Source organism: Longibacter salinarum (genome assembly GCF_002554795.1).
GTDB classification, from domain to species: Bacteria; Bacteroidota; Rhodothermia; order Rhodothermales; family Salinibacteraceae; genus Longibacter; species Longibacter salinarum.
Window position 1 is genome coordinate 88,323 of sequence record NZ_PDEQ01000009.1, and the last position, 25,332, is coordinate 113,654.

Annotated in this window: 15 protein-coding genes; 5 read left to right on the forward strand and 10 right to left on the reverse strand. The window is 60.8% G+C overall.

What is annotated here, in order from left to right; all coding sequences use genetic code 11:
* Window positions 1–884 precede the first annotated feature (884 nt).
* Window positions 885–2,645, forward strand: a complete 1,761-nt coding sequence (locus tag CRI94_RS15520) for a YdbT family protein (RefSeq protein ID WP_098077982.1) — start codon at window positions 885–887, stop codon at window positions 2,643–2,645.
* A 387-nt stretch (window positions 2,646–3,032) separates the two neighbouring features.
* Window positions 3,033–5,753 carry a T9SS type A sorting domain-containing protein gene (locus CRI94_RS15525; RefSeq protein WP_098077987.1) on the forward strand — a complete coding sequence of 907 codons (2,721 nt, stop codon included), beginning with the start codon at window positions 3,033–3,035 and terminating at the stop codon, window positions 5,751–5,753.
* A 147-nt stretch (window positions 5,754–5,900) separates the two neighbouring features.
* Here the strand turns inward: CRI94_RS15525 and CRI94_RS15530 are convergent, their stop codons facing one another.
* From CRI94_RS15530 to CRI94_RS15565, 8 genes are all read right to left on the reverse strand, one after another.
* On the reverse strand, window positions 5,901–6,878 hold the full coding sequence (locus tag CRI94_RS15530) for a L,D-transpeptidase (RefSeq protein ID WP_098077991.1): 978 nt from the start codon (window positions 6,876–6,878) through the stop codon (window positions 5,901–5,903).
* Window positions 6,879–6,922: 44 nt separating this feature from the next.
* Entirely contained in the window at window positions 6,923–7,366 is a 444-nt protein-coding gene (locus tag CRI94_RS15535; RefSeq protein ID WP_098077994.1) for a DoxX family protein, read from the reverse strand.
* A 76-nt stretch (window positions 7,367–7,442) separates the two neighbouring features.
* Window positions 7,443–7,928 carry a DsrE family protein gene (locus CRI94_RS15540; RefSeq protein ID WP_179862351.1) on the reverse strand — a complete coding sequence of 162 codons (486 nt, stop codon included), beginning with the start codon at window positions 7,926–7,928 and terminating at the stop codon, window positions 7,443–7,445.
* Window positions 7,929–7,993: 65 nt separating this feature from the next.
* Window positions 7,994–10,135: a protein-disulfide reductase DsbD family protein gene (locus tag CRI94_RS15545; RefSeq protein WP_179862352.1), complete on the reverse strand. Its 2,142-nt coding sequence runs from the start codon at window positions 10,133–10,135 to the stop codon at window positions 7,994–7,996.
* Between the two features lie 90 nt (window positions 10,136–10,225).
* The gene (locus tag CRI94_RS15550; RefSeq protein ID WP_179862353.1) at window positions 10,226–10,771 is read right to left on the reverse strand and encodes a TlpA family protein disulfide reductase; all 546 of its coding nucleotides are present in this window, start codon (window positions 10,769–10,771) and stop codon (window positions 10,226–10,228) included.
* A gap of 184 nt (window positions 10,772–10,955) precedes the next feature.
* The gene (locus tag CRI94_RS15555) at window positions 10,956–11,573 is read right to left on the reverse strand and encodes a peroxiredoxin family protein (RefSeq protein WP_098078009.1); all 618 of its coding nucleotides are present in this window, start codon (window positions 11,571–11,573) and stop codon (window positions 10,956–10,958) included.
* A 165-nt stretch (window positions 11,574–11,738) separates the two neighbouring features.
* Entirely contained in the window at window positions 11,739–12,260 is a 522-nt protein-coding gene (locus CRI94_RS15560; RefSeq protein WP_098078013.1) for a hypothetical protein, read from the reverse strand.
* A gap of 139 nt (window positions 12,261–12,399) precedes the next feature.
* Window positions 12,400–15,933 (reverse strand): PAS domain S-box protein, encoded by a 3,534-nt coding sequence (locus CRI94_RS15565; protein WP_098078018.1) that lies wholly within the window; start codon window positions 15,931–15,933, stop codon window positions 12,400–12,402.
* A gap of 473 nt (window positions 15,934–16,406) precedes the next feature.
* Between CRI94_RS15565 and CRI94_RS15570 the strand changes: the two genes are divergently transcribed.
* The 3 genes from CRI94_RS15570 to CRI94_RS15580 all read left to right on the forward strand — a co-directional run bounded on the left by CRI94_RS15570 (window position 16,407) and on the right by CRI94_RS15580 (window position 20,620).
* Entirely contained in the window at window positions 16,407–17,627 is a 1,221-nt protein-coding gene (locus CRI94_RS15570; protein ID WP_098078021.1) for a PQQ-dependent sugar dehydrogenase, read from the forward strand.
* Window positions 17,628–17,945: 318 nt separating this feature from the next.
* The gene (locus tag CRI94_RS15575; RefSeq protein WP_179862354.1) at window positions 17,946–18,617 is read left to right on the forward strand and encodes a hypothetical protein; all 672 of its coding nucleotides are present in this window, start codon (window positions 17,946–17,948) and stop codon (window positions 18,615–18,617) included.
* A 281-nt stretch (window positions 18,618–18,898) separates the two neighbouring features.
* Window positions 18,899–20,620, forward strand: a complete 1,722-nt coding sequence (locus CRI94_RS15580) for a fasciclin domain-containing protein (RefSeq protein WP_245846225.1) — start codon at window positions 18,899–18,901, stop codon at window positions 20,618–20,620.
* Between the two features lie 293 nt (window positions 20,621–20,913).
* Here CRI94_RS15580 and CRI94_RS15585 read toward each other — a convergent pair whose 3' ends face one another.
* Window positions 20,914–24,072 (reverse strand): Ig-like domain-containing protein, encoded by a 3,159-nt coding sequence (locus tag CRI94_RS15585; protein ID WP_179862355.1) that lies wholly within the window; start codon window positions 24,070–24,072, stop codon window positions 20,914–20,916.
* 20 nt (window positions 24,073–24,092) lie between these two features.
* Window positions 24,093–25,301, reverse strand: coding sequence for a hypothetical protein (locus CRI94_RS15590; RefSeq protein WP_143815445.1), 1,209 nt, complete (start codon window positions 25,299–25,301; stop codon window positions 24,093–24,095).
* Window positions 25,302–25,332: the final 31 nt, after the last annotated feature.

Below are 25,332 nucleotides of genomic sequence, written 5' to 3' on the forward strand. Positions count from 1 at the left end.
CCGTGATGACCTACCCGGTCACCAGCCAGTCGAAGAATTGGCTCGCTGGCCAGCCGCCTCACCGGCATCTGCAAGCACGGGAGGCAACGTCGAGCGGAGCTGCGGCACGAGATCGGGGGGCATGGATGGGACGTGTGTGGTCAGAGGAGACTCGGTAGAAGCGAAATTATGCAAACACCTGTTGCCGCAGTCGTCGGCACACCTGGGTCAATCGGCAGGTGTTCTAAAAATTAACGCCTATATGCTGAGCTGCATATCCCTGGGCTAGCCTAAATCAGTTAAAGAAAACGCCGGATTGCTTTAACGACAGGCTGGTCATTAAATTATGAGGGCATATATTTTAAAGTAGGTTCAGCCCATTAAAATTTTCTAGCCTCCGCTGCTACGCCATGTTGGTTAAAGACTTTAGTGATCAGGCGACTGGAGAGATGCACGTTACGCTGTCCAGCGGTTGGGGCATCACGAAAGGCTTCGTTCCTGACCCTCTTCCTCCCAACTTAGATTGGCCTACTGAGCTGTGGGAAGCCTACAGTTCGACCCTTACGGCAACGGCCCTGTCCCCGGTGAGACCGCAACCCCGCTCCCGCAAGCCGCATCGTTGGACGATCCTGGCAGAACGCAATGACACCCCATTCGGGGTTTGATCGCGTCCCATAGCGCCTGCAGCTGGGCATCGGTATCCGACGCGCGGAATACAGCAAGGGGATCGTCATGTGTCCGAAGATGTGCAGATGTCCTATGGTCCATATTTACGCGTATGATGCAAATATGAGCTATACTGTCGTCGCGTGGACGCCCAATGGTTCGTATTCGGATCGAGACGCGTCGGATGAGCTTCGACCCAGGGTGTACCATTCAACAACATTCCAATGTGATACGATGACATGAATCAGTGGGTGAAGCTCGGATGCGGCCACCTCGTAGCACTTCCTCTATTGCTGTTTTCGGGACTGTGTGCCGTCATCCTGATTTATGGTGACCACGTCACGGCCAAGAACGTCGCGGTTTGGGGAAGCATCGCTCTGGCGACAGCCGGCCTTGGCGTCGGTCTCTTGTTCTATCTCTGGCGCGATGTATGGCGCCGCGCGGGAAAACAGGAAGCGGAGACGTCCGACCCGGCGAAACCTGATGCATCGACGCCTGAGAACTCCACCTCAGTACCCGCGACCGATCGCGAAGCCGGGGAGCGTGAGTCCGTCGTAACGCATGGCGAGGATGCGCCGGAGATGTCAGATACCGATGCGTCGGTTGGCGTTCACGATGGTGATTCGCCCGATTCGATCGATGGTGACAACGACGAGCCGGAGCCGACTCCGCGCCTCGGTCCGGACGAGCGCCCGTGGGAACGTCGGGCCGAATGGCGCGATGAAACCATCACGTCCCACCAGGGAAGCATTGAGGACAAAAACAACTGGGTTATTTTTGGTGGGGGACTCCTCTTCATCGTCATTGGCGTCGCCGTCGGCATCGCAAACCCCGAAAAATGGCCGCTGACGGTCATGTGCAGCGCGTCCGGGCTCCTTATGGTGGGGATTGCGACCTACCGGATGCGTCGCGCGACACGGTTTGGCCCAACGAGCTTTGAGATGGATACACTGCCCGGCGTCCTTGGTGGTCCACTCTGCGGTGTGCTCCATACCGGTGTTGAGAGCGGAGATGCACCGGACGACGGCTTTACGGTCAAGCTCTCGTGCTACCGCCGACGCATCACCCGCGATAGCGAGGGCAACCTCGAGACCAATCACGTGCTCTTGTGGCGCGACGAGGAGCGAATGGTCCCGATGTCAACATCGAACGGCAAAACGGTGGACGTGCCGGTTGTCTTTGACATTCCGGATGGCCCGCCCCCCTCGACGGCGAAGAAGAACGCCAACCGGTACATGTGGACCGTCGAAGCATCAGCAGCGATGCCGGGCATCGATTATCGCTCGGTCGTGGAGATCCCGGTGTTTCCGGTCGTGGACGATGGGACGGCCCCCGTGGAGGCCTATCGCGAGTATGTACAGGAGCGCACTGCGCAGAGCTCGTTGAGCCGGGGGATTACGCTTGACCGTCCCCATCCAGGACGACTCACCGTGACCTTCGGCCGTGCGCGGCGTCCGTGGGTCGCTTTACTCATGACCGTCATGGCCCTGTTCTTCGTACCGCTCACCGTGCTCGCCGCGCTCCACGGAGGCATCTTTGTGTCGATCCTCCTCGGTATATTTGGATGTGCGTCTATCTGGGGAATGCTGAGCTACCTTACCTATCGGAGTTTGATCACCGTCGAGGATGGATCGATTCGCGTGCGTTCGGGCATCATCGGACGCGAGACCGAAACGGTCATCCCCTGCGACGCCCTGGAGGCAGCCCACCTCGTCACATCAGGCGGAAATGCGTACCGACTCTTCCTCGATTGTCGTCGCCCCGTCAAAGGACCGGAGGATCGACGTCCCATTCTTCGTAAGATCGTCCGAACCGTGTCGGGAGGACGACCGCCAACAGGCAATTCGTGGGAGGACTACTGGAGGCGATTTGGCATGACAGACGACCGCGTGACGGCTGCACAGATGATCACCGACCATCCAGAGGCCGAGTGGATCGCGGCGCAGATTGAAGAAGCGGCAGCAGAATCCGCACGCTTTGCTCCATCGACTTCGGGCTAATCCTCCTCCTGGGTCCGCCCGCAAGACGTTGTGCCTCACACGAGCCGGGCATTAACCGAAAAATGATAGGGTCTGACCCTGAATATCGTAAGTGGAATGTAGAGCCCGAAGCTTATGATCAGGCTCCCGGTGTCTCGGTCGCAACTGCTACGCCGCTCTTTCCACTGTGCGTCACTCTATTAGCCGTCACTGCGTTGAGCGCAATCAGGGGCGCCCCGTTGCTGCGAACGTGCTCTCTCGCCAGGACGCCCTCCATTGAACGTCTGCGTACGACGGACACACAGTAGCGAGATTCGACTCCGGTCACGCACGAACCGGAAAGATGAGTGTACTCAAGCGGTATTCGCAGCTCCCCCATCCCCCCTCTACCCCCAACGCATCGTCTTCATGCCCCCCGGATTCCCTGCCGTCGTACGGCACCGACTCGCATACCTGCTTGCTCTTCTGCTTTTTCTGTCTGTCCTTTCTCCCCGCGCGGCCGAAGCTCAACCCGTCCAGGAAGCGATTCTGCGAGCCTCTAGTGACGATGTAAGCACCGACTTTGGAGAGGACGTCGCGTTAGACCAGGGTCGGATGGTCGTCGGCGTGAAAAGAGATAGTGGACCGGATAGCGAAATCCCCGCTGCCGGGGCGGCGTACGTATACGAACGGCAACCGGACGGCACCTGGCTAGAAACGAGTATCCTGCGTGCTTCCAATGCGGGTCCAGTCGACCAATTTGGCTCGTCTGTGGATATAAGCGGCGACCGGATCGTCGTAGGTGCGCCGAATGAAGACGGAGCAGGTACCACTGCCGGAGCCGCGTACGTATACGAACGTCAGGCGAATGGTAGCTGGATCGAAACCGCTATCCTTCGTGCCTCAAATGCCGGCGATGGGGACTCCTTCGGGTTGTCGGCGTCCATCTCCGGCGAGCGAGTTGTTGTTGGGGCTCAGTATGAGGACGGACCGGATCCTCTTACCCTTACGGGGGCAGCATACGTATTCGAACGGCAATCAGATGGCACGTGGCAGGAAACAGAGGTCCTGCGATCGTCGGATCCCGATGACGATGAACAGTTTGGGCAATCGGTGGAGCTGAACGGAACCCGACTCGTCGTCAGCGCCCCGGAAAAGAAGTCCCCAGACGACCGTACCTGGGGGGTCGGAGCGGTTTACGTCTATGAGCGACAGCCGAACGGCACGTGGCAAGAAAAAGAACTCCTGCGGGCCCCCGATGCCCAAAGTTACGATAGATTCGGAGGGGCCGTCTCGATCGATGATGACTGGCTCATTGTCGGATCTAACGCTAGAGACATTCAGGATCCCAGAGTCTTCGCTGCTGGCGCTGTGTACGTGTTTCAACGTCAGACGGACGACAGCTGGCAGCTAACCGAACAACTTCGAGCCTCGAACGCTGAAGAATATGATCGTTTCGGCTCGTCCGTGACCATCGATGGAGACCGCCTGGCCGTGGGCGCCCCGTTAGAGGATGGTCTGAACAACGAAAATGGGGCAGGATCGAATACCGGCGCAGCATATATCTTTGAACGACATCCGGACGATACCTGGAAGGAAACCGGCGTCGTACGGGGAGTTGACCCTCTAGATTATGACGATTTTGGACGATCGGTGTCAATACATGGTGACCTGCTGGCCGTCGGGCAACCAAGAGATATCTATTCTACTTATGCGGATGAATCGGCTTACGTCTTCAACTTTGATCCGAACATCGAACCGACCGTCGCCACACCATTAACGGACCAGTCGGCAATCGAAGACGACCCGCCCATCGAGATCGACCTGTCCGGTAGATTCACCGATCCGGAAACCCCGAATGCGGACCTCGAATTGTCGCTCGCATCCAACGACAATGAGACCCTCGTCGATGCTTCCGTCAACAACGAACAACGACAGCTCACTCTCACCCTGCAGCCAAACGAGAGCGGAACCGCTACGATCACGGTGCAAGCCAAAGACGAAGCCACGGCGACGGCGACGTCCTCGTTCGTCCTGACCGTCACGGAAGTACCGGATCTTTCAATCACTGATGGATCGAGTGCAGGACTCAGTCTCACCCCCAACATCGACCCAGGCACAGACGACAATCTCCTTGGCCTCCTCAAACTCAGCGCAAGTACGGACGGCGTTTCGCTTGAGGGCGTAACGATCAGCAACTCAGCGGTGGGCACCGCAGGCATGACGGGCGCCACGCTCTACGCATCGGCCGACCCCAGCCTCGATCCCACGACAGACGACGAATTGGTCGTCCTTTCGATCGATGAAACCGACGCCCCGGCGACGTTCGACTTTTCCGGGTTCACAACGGATCTGACAAGCACAGCTACGTACCTGCTCGTCGCGGTGGATGTGCAGCCAGATGCTCCGGACACGCCCATCGCTCTAACGCTCGCAGACAAATCAGCACTGGCATTTACGGGGGGCGAGATAACAAGCCTCAATGGATCGGCCGCGACGAGTTTCAACGACCTGCCGCTGTCTGTCGATGCAACCTCCCTGCCGGTTGAGCTGGCAGGCCTCTCTGCGCAGGCAACCGAGACAGGCGTCACGATCGAATGGCAAACTCTCTCAGAAACTGGCAACGACCGCTTCGAGATTGAGCGCCGCATCCTCACTGACGCCCCATCCGTCAGCGAAGACGCAACAAACTCACGGAGCGCGTCCACGGACTGGGTGCAGGTCGGCACTGTGGGCGGAGCGGGCACGACGACAACGGCGCAGCGCTACGGGTTCGACGACACCTCCCTTCCGTACGATGCCACAACCCTCTCTTACCGACTGAAACAGGTGGACGTGGACGGCACGTCGGCATACTCTTCTGCGATTCAGGTCCGCCGTGCAGAGGCTACGTCGCTGAAGCTCCTCGGGACGTTCCCCAACCCTGCACAGGGGCAGGCCACCGCCCGGCTCAACGTCCCGGATGATGTTGCGAACGCCCGCCTCGTGCTGTACGATCTGCTCGGACGGCAGGTGCAAGCGCTGCCGATCTCAAGCGTGGGCCGACAGAAGGTGCAGCTTCGCACCAACGATCTTGCACCCGGCACCTACTTCCTTCGCCTCACCGGCAACGGCCAGGTCCGCACAAAGAGGCTGACGGTGGTTCGATAGCGCCCCCGAATGTGGCCTTCCGACGACCGAACCATCAATCGAGCGGCTCTTATCGGCACCATATGAGGGGGCTCCAGCGGACGGATTTTCTGCGAGCAAACGCGATCGCCTCGAAGACGTGGAGGTAAAATGTTTGCTCCCAGCGGCCTATTCCGCCCCGCAGGCCCGGCGCTTTTGCTGTGGGCTCCCCGGCGGCACATTGCAGGGAACGGGTGGCAGCTCCACGCGCTCCAGGACGGGGTAGCGCCGTTCGAAGCGGAACGGCCGGGGGTTGCCGGTGTCTTCCTCGCCCAGGATGAGCACCATCGTTCCCTGATGGATGAGCTGGCCGCGCGCGGAGGCGATGCCCTCGCGGCCCTCGGTCGTCGTCCACGCGTCCGTCCACGCGTAGAGCCACTCGGCATCGCTGTTGACGAGGCGCACGCAGCCGTGGCTCGTCGGAGCGCCAGTCGGCATGGCGTACTGGTGCAGGTGAATGCCGCGCTGGTGATGGATATTCATCACGGAGTACATCCACCACTCCTCGTCCGCTGGGCTTTCGGAAGAGAGGCGTTTCTCTGCCTTCCAATTGATGTTAAACCGGCCGTTCGGCGTGGGCGTCTCCAGAGCCCCCGTATTCGCGATCCCCCAGCGCTCGAGCTTTCCGTACTTGTACGCGGCCCACCCTTGCACGTCTTTATGTAGAACGAGCACCTTGTCGATCGCGCGTCCGCCGGGATAGTAGCGCGGAAAGGGCGCGTACGCACGAAAGTCGATCTCGAAGCGGGTCGGCACGACGAGCGTGTCGCCGAGAGCCACGCTCTCGAGCGCGACGCGGTTCAATAGCGCGACCGTTCGGGCGCGCATCCGTCCCCAGGCGATGTCGCCCTGCCCCAGATCCTCGTACAGGCGGTGCCGCGCCCGAACCGTATTGGCTTCGTCATCGCCGAAGACGTGGTAGTCATAGTACACTTCTGGCAACGCATCGAGCGCCTGTCGCTCCTGCTCCAGCAACTGGGCGACCTTCACCTGATCGACCAGGTTTTGAGCGACGGCGACACGCGGCACGCACGCCAGCAGAACAAGACAAACAAGAACGCGAACACAGCCATGCGTACCGATCGAACGAGAAAACGTGGGGCTCATCGTGCCTCTTCTCATTACCCAGACCACAGATTAAACGAAGCTCTCTATGCACGCGGTTGTCTCGCATCGATGCTGTAAGCCCCGCCTCCATTTGTCGCGAAGAACAGGAGTCCGCCGAAGAGGGCGATGTTTTTAAACAGCGGTCCGAGCGTCGGCGCGCCAATCTGAACGGTGATGGTAATCGGGACTAGGACGGCCATGAGGAGCAGAGCGGAGAGCCGGGTTCGGTATCCGATGAGCAATGCCAGTCCGCCGACGAGCAGAGCGACGCCTGCGGCGATAACCATCGGGGTCGAAGGCAGAAGAGAGGTGGCCAGGTACCCCATCGGCGCATTTTCGAGGCGCAGGGCAATCGATTCGGGATCCAGTAGGTGACCCGCCCCGGCAACGATAAAGATCAGGCTGAACAGGCCACGAAATAGACCGTCGACAATCGGATGGCGAGAATAACCAGCGTGCGAGCTGGCGGTTGAAAGGGAGGCGTCCATGGGAAAAGAGGGGGCTGGAAATTGAGGTCAGTTTGGCAAAAAGCCGAGGGGAGCGGGTCGGTCTGGAAACGCACACTTAGAGGTCGACGGACAGGTAGCCGACAGCCTGCCGCTCCAGGGTGTGGACGAGGCCGTTCGGTACGACGCGGACCTCCGACATCACGTCGCTCCGCTCCACGCCGAGGTTGGCCATCGACATTCCACAGGCGAAGACGGACACCGGGCCGCTTGCTTCGGCCGTACGAATGGCTTCTGCGACAGCGTCATCCTTCCCGAGGTGCTTCACCGCTTTCCCGCACACGACGATTTCGACGGGCTTGCCCTGGAGCGCCTCGGACGCCTGCAGGTCGCCCGCCGTCTTGATGGCGGCGCGAATGTGCTGCGGCGTCCGCACGAGAAAAACGACGCCCGGCGCGGACGCACGATCATCAAGCTCGCTCGGAGCATGAACGGCGTCTTCGGGTGTCGCCGGCTGCGACTGAACCTGGCCCGGCGCCATCAGCAGCGCCATGACAACCATCGGGATGAGATAGAAGGCTCGGTTGATCGAGGGATTCATCATCGTCACGTACATTCTGTTTTCGGATTAGAAATGAGATACAGCGGCCGCGCGGTCGAAACTGCAGCTCATGAGTTGCTAGACGAGAGCGGCTCTCTTTTCTGCGACCTCTCCGGTGCGACCTGAGAAACACGGCGTGCAGTCGACAGCCCACGCTCCAGAAATCGATCGAACGCGTCGGGGGCCGCCATGCCACTGTGCTGCGCCTTCACCTCCCCGGCGGGCGTTATGATCGCGTAGCTCGGCAGCGCGACCGTTCCAATCAGGTCTTGCTGATAGCGCCGAAGCGCGGGCCCTTCCTTGCGGCTATCTGTGTAGAGACGCAGGCGCACGAAGTCGGAGCGAAGGTGCTCCGAAACGATCGGCTTTGGAAACACGTTGGCCTCCATCTCGCGGCAGTTGGTGCAGGTGTAGCCGGTGAAGTCGACGAAGACCGGCTTCCCGCTCACTTCTGCTTTGGCCATGGCCGCGTCGATGTCATCCGTATGCCAGTTGAGCTCGCTCAACCGGGTGTCTTCACCGGGGCTGCTGGCAACGAGACGTCCGGGATCATCTGCCTGGGACGGCGGAAGGTAGGCGTCGAGCCCGCCAAGGGGCGCTCCCCAGAGGCCCGGCGCCATGTACAAGCCGAGCGCTAGGAAAAGGGCACCAGCGAGCGACCGCCCCACACCAACAGCGGCGGCATTGCCCGCAGCATCGGCCTCGTTCGTTATCCGAAGCTTGCCGAGAAGGTACGCGCCCGCCATCAGGAGCAGCGAAATGGTGAGCGCGATCACGAGTGGCCGGGGCAGCCACGCGGCCCCCTCATTCCACACGAGGTCGGCATTGGAGAAAAACTTCAACGCAGCCGCCAGCTCGACGAAGCCGAGCGTCACTTTCATAACGCGCATCCACGGTCCCGATGACGGAAGACGCTCAAGCGCGTCGGGAAAGAGCGCAAACGCGACAAACGGGAGGGCCAGGACGCTGCTGAACACGAGCATTCCCAGAACGGGATACACCCACGTTCCCTGCGAAGCGGCCGCGAGCAATCCGCCTACGAACGGCGCTGTGCAGGAAAACGAAACGACGGTGAGCGTAAGGCCCATAAAGATCGATCCCGTGTAGCCTCCCCGGCGATCCGACTGCCGATTCAGAACGTTCGCCACCGTCTGCGGCATCCGGACCTCGAACAGCCCAAGAAGAGACAGGGCGAAAACAACCAGTACCGCACCAATGCCCAGGTTGACCCACGGGTTGGCTGCGACTGCCTGCGCCCCGGCCGCACCTAGTACGGCTGCTGCGAGTGCACCCAGACCGGTGAACGTCACGATGATCGTGATTCCGTAGATGCTCGCGTGTCGGAACGATTTTCCACGACTGGATGCATTTGCGAAGTGCGATACCGTGAGCGGCACCATGGGCAGGATGCAGGGCATGAGAAAGGCGCCCAGTCCTGCGCCCGCCGCCAGCAGCAAAAAGACCCAGAGTCCTTCGCTATTCCCGGCGCTGGCGACATCACTGCTGCGGACGTCTTCGGTCGAAGAAGATGGAGCGACCTCGGGACGCACCAACCCTTCGTAATCTGCGTCCACGAAGGCCGGGCGAGGTTCGCCTGCCTCAATCGAAACGCGCACCGTGAATGACGTCGTACGCGGAGGCATGCAGAGGTCGTCATTGCACACCATGTAGCGTATGTCTCCGCCCAGAGTATGAGAACCCTGCTCGACGCCATCTGAAACCCGAATTGCAGTTCTCACCTCGGCAGACTCATCGAAGAAGTATGCCTCGTCCTGAAAGTTCGGATCGAACTCTTTGTCTGGCGGCGATTGCCGCAAAGACGGGTCGGCGGCGACCCCGTCGGGGAGCGAATCGACCGTGACATTGAGCGCCTGACCGACGGGCGAGTCGAGCGCGTACATGTGCCAGTCGCCGCGGATCTCGGCCTCCAGGCGCAGGGTCACCGTTTCCCCCGGCCGGACCGTCTGCGGCCTCGCCTCCGCACGCCACATCACGTTAGACGCCGTTGTGGAGTCGCTCCCCATACTCACAGGTTCACTCAGGTACGACGCCTCGGCTTGACGCGACGTCTCGGTTTGCTGAGAAGGGATCGGCTGGGAGGATACCGGACAGCTTGCGAGCCCACCGGGAGTTAGCGTGATGAAAACAGCCATCAACGCAGCAAGGGCCGGGATGGATGCGAAGGGGTGCTCGGACTCCGAGGAACGCACGGAGACAAAGAGGTGCTTAATCAAATTCATCCTGTAGAACGGTACTCTAGAGAAGGTACGAGCGGCGAATCAGCGGCAGCGGCAGGCGGATCACCTCGTTGTCATTTCGTCTGCCTCCAGAGCCGACATCTCCGACGCCGAGTACTCTTCGGCCGAGAGCTCGTTAAGCACAGGCTCGAGTGCACCCTTCAGAAGAAGACCCGTGTGCCGATATCGCACGCGGCCTGCTTTGTCGATCACATAGGTTCGCGGCACGGTGCGCGTCTGCCCGTACTTCTTCCAGGCCACGGAGCGGCTGGCCACCTGCGGATAGTTCAGCTCGTTCGTTCGCCCGAACTCGCGCACCGCATCAAGCCCCTGCTCGTCGACGGACAATCCGACGAACTGCACACCGTCCTCCGCAAACTGGTCTTGCAATTCCACAAACCCGGGAATCTCAACCCGGCAGGGCGGACACCACGTCGCCCACACGTTGAGCACGACCACCTCTCCGCGGTGACGGGAAAGCTGAAACGTCTCTCCGTTCATCTGTGTCAGTGCGAAGTCGGGCGCGCGGGGACCACGGTCCGGCAGATCGATATCCGGACTCAAGTCGTTCCAGAGGTAAAAACCGAACACAAGCAGAATACCCCACATCCAGTTTCGGCGCAGAAATCGGCCGATCGCATAAGCTGCTTGTATCCCCCGCTTACGTAAGGATGAGTGCTCGGCATTTTGATGTTCGTCGGATGAGCGTTGAGGAGATAGAGATGCGTTAGACATAGCCATTTCTAGAGAGGGAGAGCAGGATCAGAGCAGGCGAAAATGCGACGTGTCCCGTTCAGGAGCCCGCACTGCTGGCCTCGTTCAGAAGTGGCTTGAGTCGCGCCCGCAGCTGCTTCTCGGGCAGATAGCCCGGGCGAGCAAAGGCAATGTCGCCCTCCGCGTCGATAACAAAGGTCGTCGGCAGCCCACGTACGCCGCCATATTTTTGTACGACGCTGGACTCGCCCATGACGAGCGGGTAGTTGATCGCCATCTCCTCGGCGTAGGGGCGCACCGCTCCAAATCCACCTTTATCGAGCGAGATGCCGACGAACGTGAGTCCCTGATCGCGAAACTCTTTCTGCAGCTTGATGAAGCCCGGGATCTCCATCCGACACGGTGGACACCACGTCGCCCAGAAGTTCACGACGACGACCTCGCCGCGGTGCTCAGACAGGCGAAACGTCTCCCCGTTCATTCGTTCGAGGGCAAAATCCGGGGCCTTCTGCGACTGCAAAGGATGCTGCGAGCCGTTTGCGCCCGAAGCCCGAGTCGACGTTACGGGTGGGCTCTCCGATTCTGAGGACGAACGGTCCGGTGCTGAATCGGGGAGAAAGACGTACACTCCGCCGATGAGAACGACGACGGCAGTGAGTGCAATGATGCGAACGTACTGCGTGCTCCAGATAGACATAGACGTAGGAATCTCCGCTTGGAAGGCATAAACACTTGGTTCGGCCCGTTCCCACAGCGTGATGCACGGAGGCCGCGGGGAAACAGATGGCCAAATGGGATGCGTCCGTGCACAGACACGGCACGGGACGGCCCGCCAGAAACGCTGGCGAGCAAGCGGAGACGGTTACAAGCGCAGCACGACGGTTCGCTGCGTGCTCAGAGACATCTGAGCGGACGAAAGAAATAGAACGGAGCCACGATCTCCGTCGGGTAGAAGCAGATCACTCGGTGGAGGCACAACGATCGCGGGAGGCGGACCTCCACCCGACGACGAGCCGCCTGGAGACGAACCACCCGAATGATCGTCGGCGAATATGCCGTGCGTCCTCTGCGTAGCAGTCAGCGTCACCGCGTAATCCATCCATCGCGGCGCGGGCACGGCCACACACGGAAGGACGGGATCGGCGACATCCACGAGCACGGCGCCGTTTGACGATGTGCGCGCCGATCCGTGTACCGAGCCGGCCGTTGCTTGGCTCGACCCGTTCGACGCCGACACGGCACTCTGCTTCTGAACGGCCTGTCCATAGCACGGCACGTTCGCCCCTACGAGGAGGGGACCGAATAGCAAGAGCACGGTCGACGCCCTCAGCAGCACACGGCTGAAGACATGCTCTTCGTGGTATGTTTGGACGGCCTCAGTCATTGCGACATGTAGTTACAATCAGACACGTCGCTCAACGGCCCGTCAGGTGGTAGGTTTCGACAGCCCACTCCTCGGAGCCTTGTTGTAGCCGATGTCAACGTGAAGTGGGGCCGAGACGATCGCCCCCTGATCTGACGTTTTACTCCGAAACGTTCTTCGCCCCGCCCGCATCCGCCGACATTCGGCAAGGGTTGTCTTCGGGCTCATAGGGGAGCGTGATCGTGAAGAGGCTGCCCTTGCCCTTCTCGCTCTCCAGGGTAATCCGTCCACCCAGCAAATCGACCAGTCGGTGCGTGATGTGAAGGCCCAGCCCGACGCCCTCGTAGGTTCGCGTGTAGCCCTCCGACTCCTGCGTAAACTCGTGGAAGATCTTCTCCGCAAACGCCTCGTCAATGCCAATACCGGTGTCCTCCACCTCGATGCAGACGTGCTCGTCTGCGGGGTGGAGTCCGACACGAACGCCTCCGTCGTCGGTAAATTTGACGGCGTTGGAGATTAGATTTGCCAGAACGCGGTGGATCGCCCCACGGTCGGTCGAGGCCATGACGGGCTGGCCCGGCACGTCGGCTTCCAGACGCAACCCTTTGTCCTCCGCATCCTTCTGAAAAAGAGACAACGCCTCGCGCACCTCCTCCGTCAGGTCGACCGTCTCGGCTTTCATCTCGACGGTCTTACTTTCAAGCTGAGCGAGATCCAAGACGGACGTCAGCGTGCGCTCGAGGCGGCGGCCGCTCTGGAAGATCATCGACAGCAGATCGTAATTCTCTCCCTCAATCTCGTCCTGCAGCACCTCGGTGAACCCGATGATCGCCGTGAGCGGCGTGCGGATCTCGTGACTCATGTTGGCGAGGAACGACGACTTCAGGCGGCTCATCTCTTCGGCCTGCTCCTTCGCCTGGATGAGTTCTCGCTCTCGCTCTTTGCGCTCAGTAATGTCCAGAACGATCGCGATGAATCGAGGTCGCACCTCGCCGCGGTTCAACTGCAACCGGACCTGGACCGGATAGGAGCTCCCGTCCTTGCGCTGATGCGTGGTTTCAAAAATAACGATCTCTTTCTCTCCCGACCGGAGCGGTGCCAGAACCTCTTCGAAGGTCTCCAGATCGTAAGGTTTGAGGTCCAGCGGCGTGAGTTCGGCGAGCTCGTCGGCCTCGTACCCGAGGTTTTCGCGGGCCCCTCGGCTCGTCTGCACGAACTCGAGTGTTTCGGCGTCGAAGACGTAGATTTCGCTGGGCACCGCCTCCAGAAGCCGACCGAACCGCTGCTCGATGGAAATCTGACGCCTGCGCTCCGTGATGTCGGTGATGGATCCCGCCACACGGACGGGCTCACCCTCCTCGTTCCAGATCGCCTGACCGCGCGCCTGAAACCAGCGGTACGTCCCGTCCTTCGACCGGCACCGATATTCGACATCGTACGGCGTACGGTCGTGCAGATGCTCCTCAATCGCCTTCATGGTCGGCTCAACATCATCAGGATGCAACACGTCCTTCCACGCCTCAAGCGTCTGATCAAACACGTCGGGCGGCCACCCGATGAGCTCGATAAACCGATCCGAATACCAGACCTCGCCATTCTTCAGGTCCCAGTCCCACAGACCGTCCTTGGAGCCGCGCACGGCGAGATCAAACCGCTCTTCGCTCTTGCGGAGCTCCTCTTCCGCCTGTTTTCGCTCCGTGATGTCGACGTGCGTTCCGACCATCCGTAGCGGGTTGCCATCCTCGTCCCACTCTACGATCTTCCCCCGGTCGAGTACCCAACGCCATGAGCCGTCCTTGTGGCGCATACGGATCTCCTGGTCGAGATACGAAAGCTCGCCCCTGGCGTGGGCTTCAATGTCGTCGTAGACGGACTGCAGATCGTCCGGATGAGTGTGCCGCTCGAAAAACGTGTTATCGTACTCCAGTTCGTCGAGCGTGTACCCGAGGATGGCGGCCCAGCGCTCGTCGTAGACCGTTGCATCGGTCTGCATATTCCAGTCCCACATTCCCGCGCGACCACCGACAATAGCCATCTCCAGCCGCTCACGCTGCTCTTCCAGCGCCTGCCGACGCTGGTAGGCGTCGGTCACGTCGCGAAAAACGAGCACGACGCCGAGCAACTCGCCCTCACGCGACCGAATGGGGGCCGCGCTGTCGGCAATCTGTCGTTCGATCTCTTCCCGGTCGTGGAGAACCCGGTTGTTGTTCATCCCCACGATGTCACCGCTTTCCAGCACCTCGCCAACCGAGCTTTCGACCGGTTTGCCAGTTGCAGGATCACGCAAGTCCACGACCTCCCTCAACGCATGCCCGTCTGCCTCTTCCGCCGTCCATCCAGTGAGATCCTCGGCAACACGGTTCATCTCCGTGATACGACCGGAGGTATCCGTCGAGATGACGGCATCGCCGATCGAGTTAAGTGTGACCGACAGATATTCCTCGCGCTCGCGGAGCGTCTCGGTCAGTTCGCGCCGCTGCGTAATGTCGCGCTGAACGGATACCCAGTGCTCCACCGTCCCGCCGTCGCCGCGCACCGGCGTAATGCTCCACTCAACCCAGAAGGGCGTTCCGTCCTTGCGGTAGTTGAGGCCGGTGATGCTGGTCACAGGCTTCCCTTCCTCAAGACACGTGCGGACGCGATTCAGGATGCCGCGATTCGTATCCGGACCCTGCAAGATGCGAGGCGTCTTGCCGATCACTTCCTCAGCCGAATATCCGGTCATCTCTTCGAATGCCGGGTTGACGTACTCAATCCGAGGCCCGGGTTCGTCAATTGGAGCTCCCTCCGTTATGATCACGGACTCTGCAGCATCCTTGACCGCGCAACTCATGAGCTTTAGCTGCTGCTCCCGGGCATGACGCTCGGTGATATCGTCGAAATAGATCGAGAGCCCGCCTTTGTCCAATGGATAGGCCTTGACGTCAAACCAGGCCTCAAGCGACGGGGAGTACGATTCGAACTGCACCGCCTCAAGCTCCTCCAGGGCGAGCTGCAGTCGCTTGTACACGATCAATTCCTTTTCCTCGGGAAACTCTTCCCAGAGATGCTCCCCGATCATTTCATCGCTCGAGCGCTGCACGAATTCTGCGGCTCGCTGATTCAGGTACGTGACGGTCCACTCGCTATCGACGGCAATGAACCCATCCGTAATGCTTTCGAGAATCTCTTCCCGGTGACGCGGCTGCGCACGATATTCGAGCTGGTCGATAATCACATCCGCGAGCTGCTGCAGCGTGGCTTGCTCGTCCTCCGTCAGGCCACCCGGACGGGGCGCGGTGTCCAGCACACACAAACGGCCAATGGCAATGCCGTTCGGGGTTGTGAGCGCCGCTCCCGCGTAAAACCGAATTCCCGGTGCCCCCGTCACGAACGGATTTTCGCAAAACCGAGGATCCACTGTTGCGTCGTCGACAACGAGCAGCGACTCCGTATCGAGTGCACGTGCACAGAATGATGTGTTGAGGTCGACCTCTTTCCTCTGAAAACCCGTCTGCGCCTTGGCCCATTGACAGCGGTCGCTGACAAAATGAATCCCAGCCATCGGCATACCCAGAAGCCGAGCCGCCAGATCAACGATCCGATCGAATGCGGCCTCCTCATCCGTCCCCAGAATCTCGTACCGGCGTAGCGCGACCAGACGTTGGTGATCTCGACCGGAGTTCGAGGGGACAGACGGGGGAAGGGGCGTCATGGGACGACGTGGTCAGGAACGCAATACATTTCTCGTCACAACTTCATTGTATAATGACTTTTTACAACGCACAAGATATCGAAAAATGCGATGCAGTCAAATGAAACGCACCGGACGCCTGTAACGAGCCCGACAGAGCGATCCTGGGACGGAGCGGCTTGCCACCCTGCGCGGTTCTCGTCTGAGAAACAGCCTTCATGGTGCGTTCAGATTCAATCGGCCGGCCCGATGCATTACTGTGCTGTGCCTTCCATTCATCGGCACGCTGTTCTCTCCTCCTCGTGCTTTCCCCGAGACCGGACGGGGCCGCAAAGCATCCCTCCGTTCGAAATAACACCCCCTTCGCTAGAACCTTTCCGGATCGTCTCAATTCGGGCAAGGAAGCCCGGGATACCCTGCCAGGCAGAACGGTAGGCATAGTTGCTCAATCTCCCGGTTCAACGCACGCTCCTCTGGCAACCATCCCCCGCTCCATGATACGATTGTTGATTCTTCTCCTCGCTGTCTCCCTATCCGCCTGCGGCTCCGGCGACGATCCCGGCGACACGGCGTCGAGCGCTGTTGCCGCTGCTGAATCGGTGTCGTCTCCGGCAGACGGTAAGGTCGTGGTCGATCGCGTCGAGTCGGAGGACGCAACCTTCCGGGTCGTCCAGCTGGCGGAAAGCCTTGAGCATGCCTGGGCCGTCGACTGGCTCCCCGACGGACGGATGCTCGTCACCGAGCGCCCCGGACAGATGCTTATCATCGACGAATCGGGCTCCAAAACGGCTCTCTCGGGCGTCCCGGAGGTCTGGGCCGAGAACCAGGGCGGCCTCCTCGATGTGCGCGTGGCTCCGGACTACGACACCTCGGGATGGATTTACTTCTCGTACTCGAAGAAAGAAAATGGCAAAGGCGGCACGGTCGTGTCCCGAGCCAAACTTCAAAACGGCTCGCTCACGGACGTCCAAGAGATTTACCGCCAGACCCCCTTCCTGGAGCCGGACTACCACTTCGGATCCCGCATCGCGTTTTCGCAGGACGGCAAGCTGATCGTGACGCTCGGTGAGCGCGGCCAGCGCCGCGAGCGCACGGTCAAAATTCCGACGCCGAGCACGTCGGTCGGCACGACGGTGCGGCTCAACATGGACGGCTCCGTGCCCGACGACAATCCCTTTGTTGGCCAGGACGACGCTCGCCCGGAGGTCTTCAGCTACGGTCACAGGAACCAGCAGGGCATGGCGATCCACCCGGGGACAGGCGACATCTGGCAGCACGAGCACGGCCCGCACGGCGGCGATGAACTGAACCTGGTCGAGGCCGGCAACAACTACGGCTGGTCGGCGGTCAGTTACGGCGATACCTACACGACGCCGCGTGAAGACATCGGCGGTACGGAAGCTCCCGGCGTGACCGAGCCCGTCAAATACTGGGACCCGTCTCCGGCCCTCTCGGGCATGACGTTCTACACGGGGGACGCATTCCCGAACTGGGAAAACGACCTCTTTATGGGTGCGCTCGCGCAACTCAAGCTCATTCGCGTCGAGCTTAACGACGATAACGAGGTCACCCATCAGGAAGAGCTGCTGCGGGGCGAGCTTGGTCGCATCCGCGACGTGGCCATGGGCCCGGATGGATACCTCTACGTTCTCACCGACGCCCCGAACGGCGGCCTCTACCGACTGGAACCGGTCAGCGACTCCGCTGAAAGCTGACGTTCTTGAGGACCATGTTTCAAAACACCAGAGCCCCGGGATGCCGATAATGGCACGTCTCGGGGCTCTCGCTTTGGGTAATTACAGGAAACCCGCAACGACAGCCTCACACCGTCGCACGGCCGTGCGACGGTGGCCTTGAGGAGATCAGGCGACTCGAGTGCAGCGATGAGGGATGTCAGCGACGGAACGGGACGCTACGATCGAAATGGTGGGATCCATCTGCGAATGCGATCTGTTTCGGCCCCCAAGCTCTGTCTCATCACCTCGACATGGGTAACTCGCCTCCGTTTACCATCAGCCGATCGCTGCCATTCTATGTATTCTCCGCCGACACGCACAGGCTCGCCACGTTATGCCTGGACCGTTCTCTTCCTTCTTGTGACCGGGCTCCTCATCGCAGGACCCGTTGCGGCGCAGCACCATGCCGGAATGCACGGGGGAAGCGAGCCCGGCTCTAGCGCTACGCCGACCCTTCAGGAGCCGGGCCAGTCGGTGTTTGGGAGCATACAGGAGGCCATTCGTCACCTGGAGGCAGACTCGACAACCGACTGGTCGCAGGTCGACATCGACCGGCTGCGACGGCACCTGATTGACATGCACCAGGTCGCCGTTTACGTGGAGGTGCTGGAAAAGACGGATATCGACTCCGGCCTTCGCCTTCGCGTGCGGCCCACGACGACCGCCGCTCGAGCGTCCCTCAACCGGGTCCTGAACGCTCATCCACATATGCTGAACGCGGAAACGGGCTGGGATATGTCCGTCGATCAACAGGAGGACGCGTTCGTCCTTCGAACGACAACCGACGACGCCCGCGAGGTCGAGAAGATTCGAGCGCTCGGATACATGGGACTGCTGGCCTACGGCACGCATCACCGCAGACATCACTGGCACCTGGTTCGCGGTGAGAACCCGCACCATCCACCATCTGGTGATGACACGGCATCCGAGCCCCAATCTCTGAACCAGCACGAACGGAACGAGAGATAAACGACGGACAACTGGTCTGCGCTTACGCTAATCGTAGAACGGTATCGCCCACGCCCGTCACAATTTTATCATCCACAGCCCCCACTCGACACGCACACACATGCAACGTTTCCGTATACCATACTTCTGATTACTTTCCCGTCACACGACATGACAGCCGGGTTACAATGAAGAGGCACCAGGGCGACCGGCTCAGGTATGGATGATCACCTCCACCATCCCGGTGATCATCAACACGTTTTCTCCCAACGCCTCTCCGGCCCATGCCCTTAGCCGACTCTTTGCCTCGCCTACGATCTTTTTCATTCCTACTCGTCCTCACTCTTGCTTTGATCGCGACCGGCTGTGACAGCGGCGGCTCCGCGATGGACGACGACATGGACTCCGAGAACGAAGACGCTGTCACGACCCTGGCTGACGTTGTTAACGATATAGCGAATCTCAGCACACTCGGTGCGGCCCTCGAAGCAACAGGCCAGGACGAAACTCTCGCAGACGAGAACACCACGTTCACAGTCTTCGCGCCCGCAAACGCTGCCTTCGACAACGTCGACGTCGAAAGCCTGACGAACAACCCCGACCTGACGACCCGTCTGTTGAACTACCACGTCGTCGCCGGTGAAGCACTCACGGCAAGTGATCTGGAAGGTCGCCAGAGCGTAACCACCGTGGAGGGCCAGGAGCTGCCCATCGCCTCTGAAAACGGCACCCTTACCGTCGGTGGCATTCCGGTCACGCAGGCCGATGTCGAAGCGGATAATGGCGTCGCACATGTGATTGATGGTGTCCTCGTGCCGGACAGCTTTCCACAGCGGATCAGCTACGACCTCGCGGCACAGTCGAACGGCGGCGCCCTCCCCAATGGCGTGGATGGCACCGTGACCTTCTGGGAGGCCGGCGACACCCAAACGCTCGTAACGCTGTCTCTGACGGATGGCCCGACGGGTACAACCGTATCCCACCCCGCCCACATTCACAACAACACGGCCTCGGAAGGTGGATCGATTGCGATCTACCTCTCCCCGATCGACGGGACCAACGCCAACAGTGCAAACGACGGTACGTCAGCCCGCCTCGTTGACCGGCCATTCGATGAACTTGCGACCTTCAACGGGTACGTGAACATCCACGAGAGCGTCGCGAACCTGGACAACGTCGTCTCGCAGGGTAATATCGGAGCCAACGCCACGGGAACGTTCGGCGCTGGTCTCGCGCTGCTGGACAACCCGCAGACGACTACGTACCCGCTCCAGGCAAATGCTAACAGCGGATCGGTCGCACCGAGCGGAATTCCTGGTGAGATCACGTTCCGTGAACTCACAACCGACCTGACCCTCGCCACGGTACGACTGGACGTTGATGGCGACGGTCAGTACGAGGACGACGCCACAGGCGCAGACGTCTCGCATCCGGGCCACATTCACGCGAACAGCGCGTCCGAGGGCGGAGACATTCAGTACTACCTGAGCCCGATCGACGGTACCGATCCGGCCGCACGTAGCAGCCAGATCATTGACCTCTCGTTTGGCGACCTCACCAGCTTCGACGGCTACGTCAACATCCACGAGAGCGCGGCGAACCTCCAGGAAATCGTCTCACAGGGCAACATTGGAGCCAACGAAGGTACCGGCACGTCGTCGCCTGACGTGACGGTTACACTTACCAACGTCGGCGCGTCGGCATGGGAAGTGGCGAATGTTGAGGGCGCAACCGGCGTGGCCGCGTCCGGCGAAAACCCGACGCTGACGCTAACCGTTGGAACGCGATACCGGATCGAAAATAACGGCGGGTCCGCCCATCCGCTCGGCTTCCAGAACGCGAACTCGGACTACCTGCTGAATCAGGGCGGCTCCGGAAGCCTCGAAGGCGACAGCGACATCAACTACGTCGAAGACTCGCAGGGAATCACGTTTACCTATACGCAGACCCTCGCGGATGCCGTCGCCACATACCGATGCACGATCCACGCGTCCATGGAAGGAACGGTGCAGACCGGATCCTGACGTGTTCGGTCGCGCGGGCCGCACTCAAGCGCCCCCATGTAAACGAAGTTCAGAAGCGGGCTCCCTCTCCAGGGAGCTCGCTTTTTTGCGTTAATACTGAATCCAAATGACGCTGTCCAGATGCCGTGCCTCGGCCGCTGGGGATGAATTGCGAACAAGTAAGGGCAACGGGGTCATGTCTCCGCTCAATCCGAAGGTCATCGTTTGGCCCCGATCGTCGCACGGCCGTGCGACGGTGAGGCAAAGAGCCGACCAGCGTGATCAAATCGAGGCAAATGGATTCTCGCCGTGCGCTATCGGACGACCACCATCTTCCGCGTCTCCACGTAGCCATCCGCCTGGATTCGATAGAAGTAAACGCCACTCGACATCCCCGTCGCGTCGAACGTGGCGTCGTGCCGGCCGGGCGGAAGCGTGTCATTCACGAGTCGCGTGACGCGTCGGCCGAGGAGATCGTACACGTCGAGACGAACGTGCTGTCGACCGGGAAGCGTGAACGTAATGGTCGTCTTTCCATGAAATGGATTCGGAGCATTCGCTTCGAGATACGTCTTCTCGGGCGCGGGGACCTCAATCGCGACGTCGGCTCGTGCCGTCGCTCCCTTTCCATCCGACACGACGTACGTAAAGCGGTCGGTGCCGGCGTACCCCGACGGCGGGACGTATCGAACACTCTCATCTGCATGCCGACGGATGGTCCCGTTCTTCGGGGCGAACACACGGACGACCCGCAGGGGGTCGCCATCCGCGTCGGTGTCGTTCGCAAGAAGCTGAAGGTCGATCGGCTCCCGGGCCGGTGCCTCGAACCGGTCGGCACTGGCCGTCGGCTGGGCGTTGCTACCGGGTTGCAACAGGAACGCGCGCTGCTCTCCGTCCACGAGCCCGAACCCAACGATCTGACCGAGGTCGTTGATCGCCCGGGCCTCTTCCAACACCCACGGCGACGAAGGCGGAAGGCATTCGTTCAAATCCGTCACGGATCCCGAACGGAACGCGAAGGCCGCCCCCCGAACGGAACGCTTGTATGACCGGGCTGACATCGACATCTTCCGCGGTGTCCGTACGCTCCGGGCGATGACTGCGAGGTCACGTGCCGTGCGCCAGGAAACGCGAGAATCCCGACCGCTCGCTTTGCCTGAAGTGGAGGACGCGGTCTGCGTGGTGTCGGTGACAAAAATGCTGCTTCCGACGGCATCTCCGTTTCCATTCACATCGTAGGCCTCGGCGAAGTCCGGGTCCGTCCCCAGAAGCACCTCCGTCCCGTCGGCGTCCCAGCGCACCGCACGCCCGTCGCTCCGACCGACCACCTGCCCGGTTTCGTTGATGGCGTACGCCCGGCCGCGACCGAGTTCGACCACGCCCCCGTTTTCCCACCGTAGCACCTGCCCGCCCAGACTGTATCCGGCCACTTGCCCGCTGGCATTCACGTCCACAGCGCGCCCTCCGCTCCCGTCCGGTACGGATAGAGCGGAAAAGCCGTTGTCGTAGACGAAGGGCTGGAAGGTGTCGGCATCGACGTATGTCCCGGCGAATCGTTGACCGCGCGTACCCAACGCCACGCTGAAGGGGGCCGGGGCGTCTAGACTAAGCGTTTGCGTTCCACTGAATCGGACGGCCTGAAAAGAGGTGTCGATTACGGCCGTGCCGGCAATGTCTTCGTCAATAGCGAACGTCTGGCTCCTCCGGTTCTCGTCTACCGGAGTCATCACACCACCGCTCCAGATAAAGCCTTCGACCCGACCATCGGCGGTCTCCGAGAGCCCCACGATTTCCCCCACGTTATTGATGTCGAGCGCACGACTTGCTGTGCCTCCAAGCGTACCGAGGTTCACCACGGTGAACGCGCAGGTCCCGACGGTAATGGCTATGCGCGCGGTGCTCTCCCCACCGACGTCGTCGCGAATGCGATAGGTCAGCGTATCGGTACCGACAAAATCGGTGTTCGGCACATAAACGAACCCGCCATCCGGTGTGATGCCGAGCTGATCAATTCCCTGCGGGACAAGCGTTCCGTTCACGGGCCCCTCGACCAGAGTAGAGAAGAGATCATCACCTTCCGGGTCGGTGTCGTTCTCAAGAACGCCGGGCGGCGCCACGTCGAGCGTATCGTTCACGGCGACGTCGTACGCGTCGGGCTGCGCGGTCGGGAGGCCGTTTACGTTGAGCGTGACGGTCGTCGTGTCGGTGGTGGTGCCGTCATCCACGCGGTATGTGAACTGGTCGACGCCGCGGAAGCCAGAGTTCGGGGCATACGTGAAGGCCCCGTCGAGTGTGAGGCCGAGGTTGTCTGTCCCCTGCGGCACCAGCACACCGTTCTGCGGTCCATCAATGAGCACAGACGCCAGGTCGTCGCCATCCGCGTCCGTATCGTTGATGAGCACGCCCGGAGAAAAGACCTCCAGCGTATCGCTTTCGCTTACGGTGAACGTATCGGCCTCGGCCACGGGCGACGTGTTCGCGGCGTTCACGGTGAGGGTGACTGTGGCAGTATCTGCATCCGTATAGTTGTTGTCGGAGACGGTGTACGTGAAGCTGTCGGTGCCGGTAAACCCTGGAGCGGGGACGTACGAGAAGTCGCCGTCGAATGTGAGCGGCAGATTGTCCGTGCCCCGAGGCAGAAGATTCCCGTTCGCCGGACCGCTGAGGAGGAGGGCGCTCACCGTGTCGCCATCCGGGTCGGTGTCATTCGTCAACACGTTATTGCTTGCTACAACGTCCAGCGTATCACTTTCGCTCACCGTGTAGGCATCGTCCTGGGCGACCGGGGGCGAATTCACCGTCAGGACGACCGTTACCGTATCGGATGTCGCGCCGCCGGTATCTTCGATTGCGTATCTGAGTTCGTCCGTGCCGCTAAAATCTGTGTCGGGAATGTAGGTAAAGGCGCCGTCCAGCGTCAGCTCGAGCATGTCGCCTCCACGCGGCTCGAGCGTTCCGTTGGATGGGCCGCTCACGAGTAACGCGACCACCGAGTCGCCTTCGGGATCACTGTCATTCTCAAGAACGCCCGGTGCGTTGACCATGAGCGTGTCATTCTGCCCAACGAGGTAGAAGTCGGCCAGCGCATCGGGACGACCGTTGACCTGAATGGTGACCGTCGTCTCATCCGACGTAAGTGTGCCGTCCGAGGCGCGGTACGTGAACGAATCATCCTGGACGGATCCGGGATTCGGCGTGTAGTCGAAGGAACCGTCCGCCCGGAGGTTGAGGGTGCCGAACGACACGTCGGATTCGAGTACGGCCGTCAGCGGATCGCCATCGGCGTCGGTGTCATTCTGAAGCACACCCGGCGCATCCACGGTCAGGGTCTCGTCTTCGATCGCAAAATACTGGACGGACTGGGCGACCGGTGCCGTCTGTGCACGCGCCCCCTCGGGCATCACCGCCAAAAGGATGACGCCCAGCAAAATGAGCCGCCGAAAGCCCCCAGAGCAAGCAGCCGCGCGAGGCATGTCAGGTAGAAAAGGTCTCATCAGTTGCCAGGTGTGATAGTCATGCCATTGGATAGCTTCACGGTGCCGACTTTCAGCTCAAGCGTGGCGTTTGGCGGCGTGCCCTGTACGTCGAAGATGGCGGCATCGCCTTCGCCGCCAAAGTCTGCCCAGACGGTTTCGCCCTGAACTGTTCCGCTGAACACGCCGGTCACGCTCAGGCCGAGGTCGCCCATCGCGTATTCCGGGATCGGCACCTCGATCAACGGGTCCTCCGTCGATGGATAGCGCCAGACGTAGCGTTGGACGCCCTGGTCGCCGTAAGTGAAGGTGTAGATGTCGGTTTCCCCGTTATCGGAGAAGGGAAGTATCTCCGTGGCACCGCTTGCGACGATCTGCCAGACGTATCGGCGTCCGTTTTGGAGGGGAAGCTCATTCGGCAAATAGGTGAATGTTGTCGTTCCCGTTACCACCGTTTCCACATGGGGAATATTGCTTCTCAAAGCCTGCAGAGGCGTTTGCCCGGCGTTGATTTCGACGATCCGGAGGCTGTACTGGACCATCGTGTTGCCCGGTACGCCCGTGGCCGGCGACCATGAGAACTGCGGCGTGGCCTCGGTGACGAGTGCCCCGTTTGATGGATAGATCAGCACGGGCGGCTCGGCAACCCGGGCGGACACCGTCGCTCGGCCCGGCAGGCTCGAGATGAGCCGAGTCGGGTCCATGGGTTCGGCTTCCAGCTCAATCTCGTAGTCCCCTTCCGGCAGCCGGCCTGTATTCTCAATCTGACGTCGCAGTGACGGCGCGAGGTTGCGAAGCAGAGCGTTCTGCCCCCCGGGAAAGCGGACCTGAGGCGCGTCGCGAAACGTCCGGTACAGGTAGATCCCCGGCAGAAACCGCGTCGGATCAGACGTCATCTCCAGCACCACGCTTCCGTTGTATCGGACCGTGAACCGAAACCGAAAGACCGCCGGCCGATCGGATGGATCGTTGTAAATGAATTGCACGGGATACATGCCCGCCCGATAATTCCGCTCGATCACGCCCAGTTGAACCGATGAAAGCTGCGGCGGAACCCCGGTCAGCTGAACCTGCGCCGTGCTCTGAGCGCGGGCCTCGATTCCGGCTGCGGAAGCAACCAGGAGAAACAGAAACGATGCCCCGACCGCGATACGACGCAGGTGGCGCAATCCCAATCGTCGGTTCGTAGAATGGCTTCCCATAAGACAGTTCTCTGTAGAGTCGGGCATGCAATGGGTCATCGGAGGTGAGCGACGTCGA

Coding starts and splice junctions, on each gene's coding strand:
- CRI94_RS15520 (WP_098077982.1), top strand. CDS start 885: ATGAATCAGTGGGTGAAGCTCGGATGCGGCCACCTCGTAGCACTTCCT.
- CRI94_RS15525 (WP_098077987.1), top strand. CDS start 3,033: ATGCCCCCCGGATTCCCTGCCGTCGTACGGCACCGACTCGCATACCTG.
- CRI94_RS15530 (WP_098077991.1), bottom strand. CDS start 6,878: ATGAGCCCCACGTTTTCTCGTTCGATCGGTACGCATGGCTGTGTTCGC.
- CRI94_RS15535 (WP_098077994.1), bottom strand. CDS start 7,366: ATGGACGCCTCCCTTTCAACCGCCAGCTCGCACGCTGGTTATTCTCGC.
- CRI94_RS15540 (WP_179862351.1), bottom strand. CDS start 7,928: ATGATGAATCCCTCGATCAACCGAGCCTTCTATCTCATCCCGATGGTT.
- CRI94_RS15550 (WP_179862353.1), bottom strand. CDS start 10,771: ATGTGGGGTATTCTGCTTGTGTTCGGTTTTTACCTCTGGAACGACTTG.
- CRI94_RS15555 (WP_098078009.1), bottom strand. CDS start 11,573: ATGTCTATCTGGAGCACGCAGTACGTTCGCATCATTGCACTCACTGCC.
- CRI94_RS15560 (WP_098078013.1), bottom strand. CDS start 12,260: ATGACTGAGGCCGTCCAAACATACCACGAAGAGCATGTCTTCAGCCGT.
- CRI94_RS15565 (WP_098078018.1), bottom strand. CDS start 15,933: ATGACGCCCCTTCCCCCGTCTGTCCCCTCGAACTCCGGTCGAGATCAC.
- CRI94_RS15570 (WP_098078021.1), top strand. CDS start 16,407: ATGATACGATTGTTGATTCTTCTCCTCGCTGTCTCCCTATCCGCCTGC.
- CRI94_RS15575 (WP_179862354.1), top strand. CDS start 17,946: ATGTATTCTCCGCCGACACGCACAGGCTCGCCACGTTATGCCTGGACC.
- CRI94_RS15585 (WP_179862355.1), bottom strand. CDS start 24,072: ATGCCTCGCGCGGCTGCTTGCTCTGGGGGCTTTCGGCGGCTCATTTTG.
- CRI94_RS15590 (WP_143815445.1), bottom strand. CDS start 25,301: ATGCCCGACTCTACAGAGAACTGTCTTATGGGAAGCCATTCTACGAAC.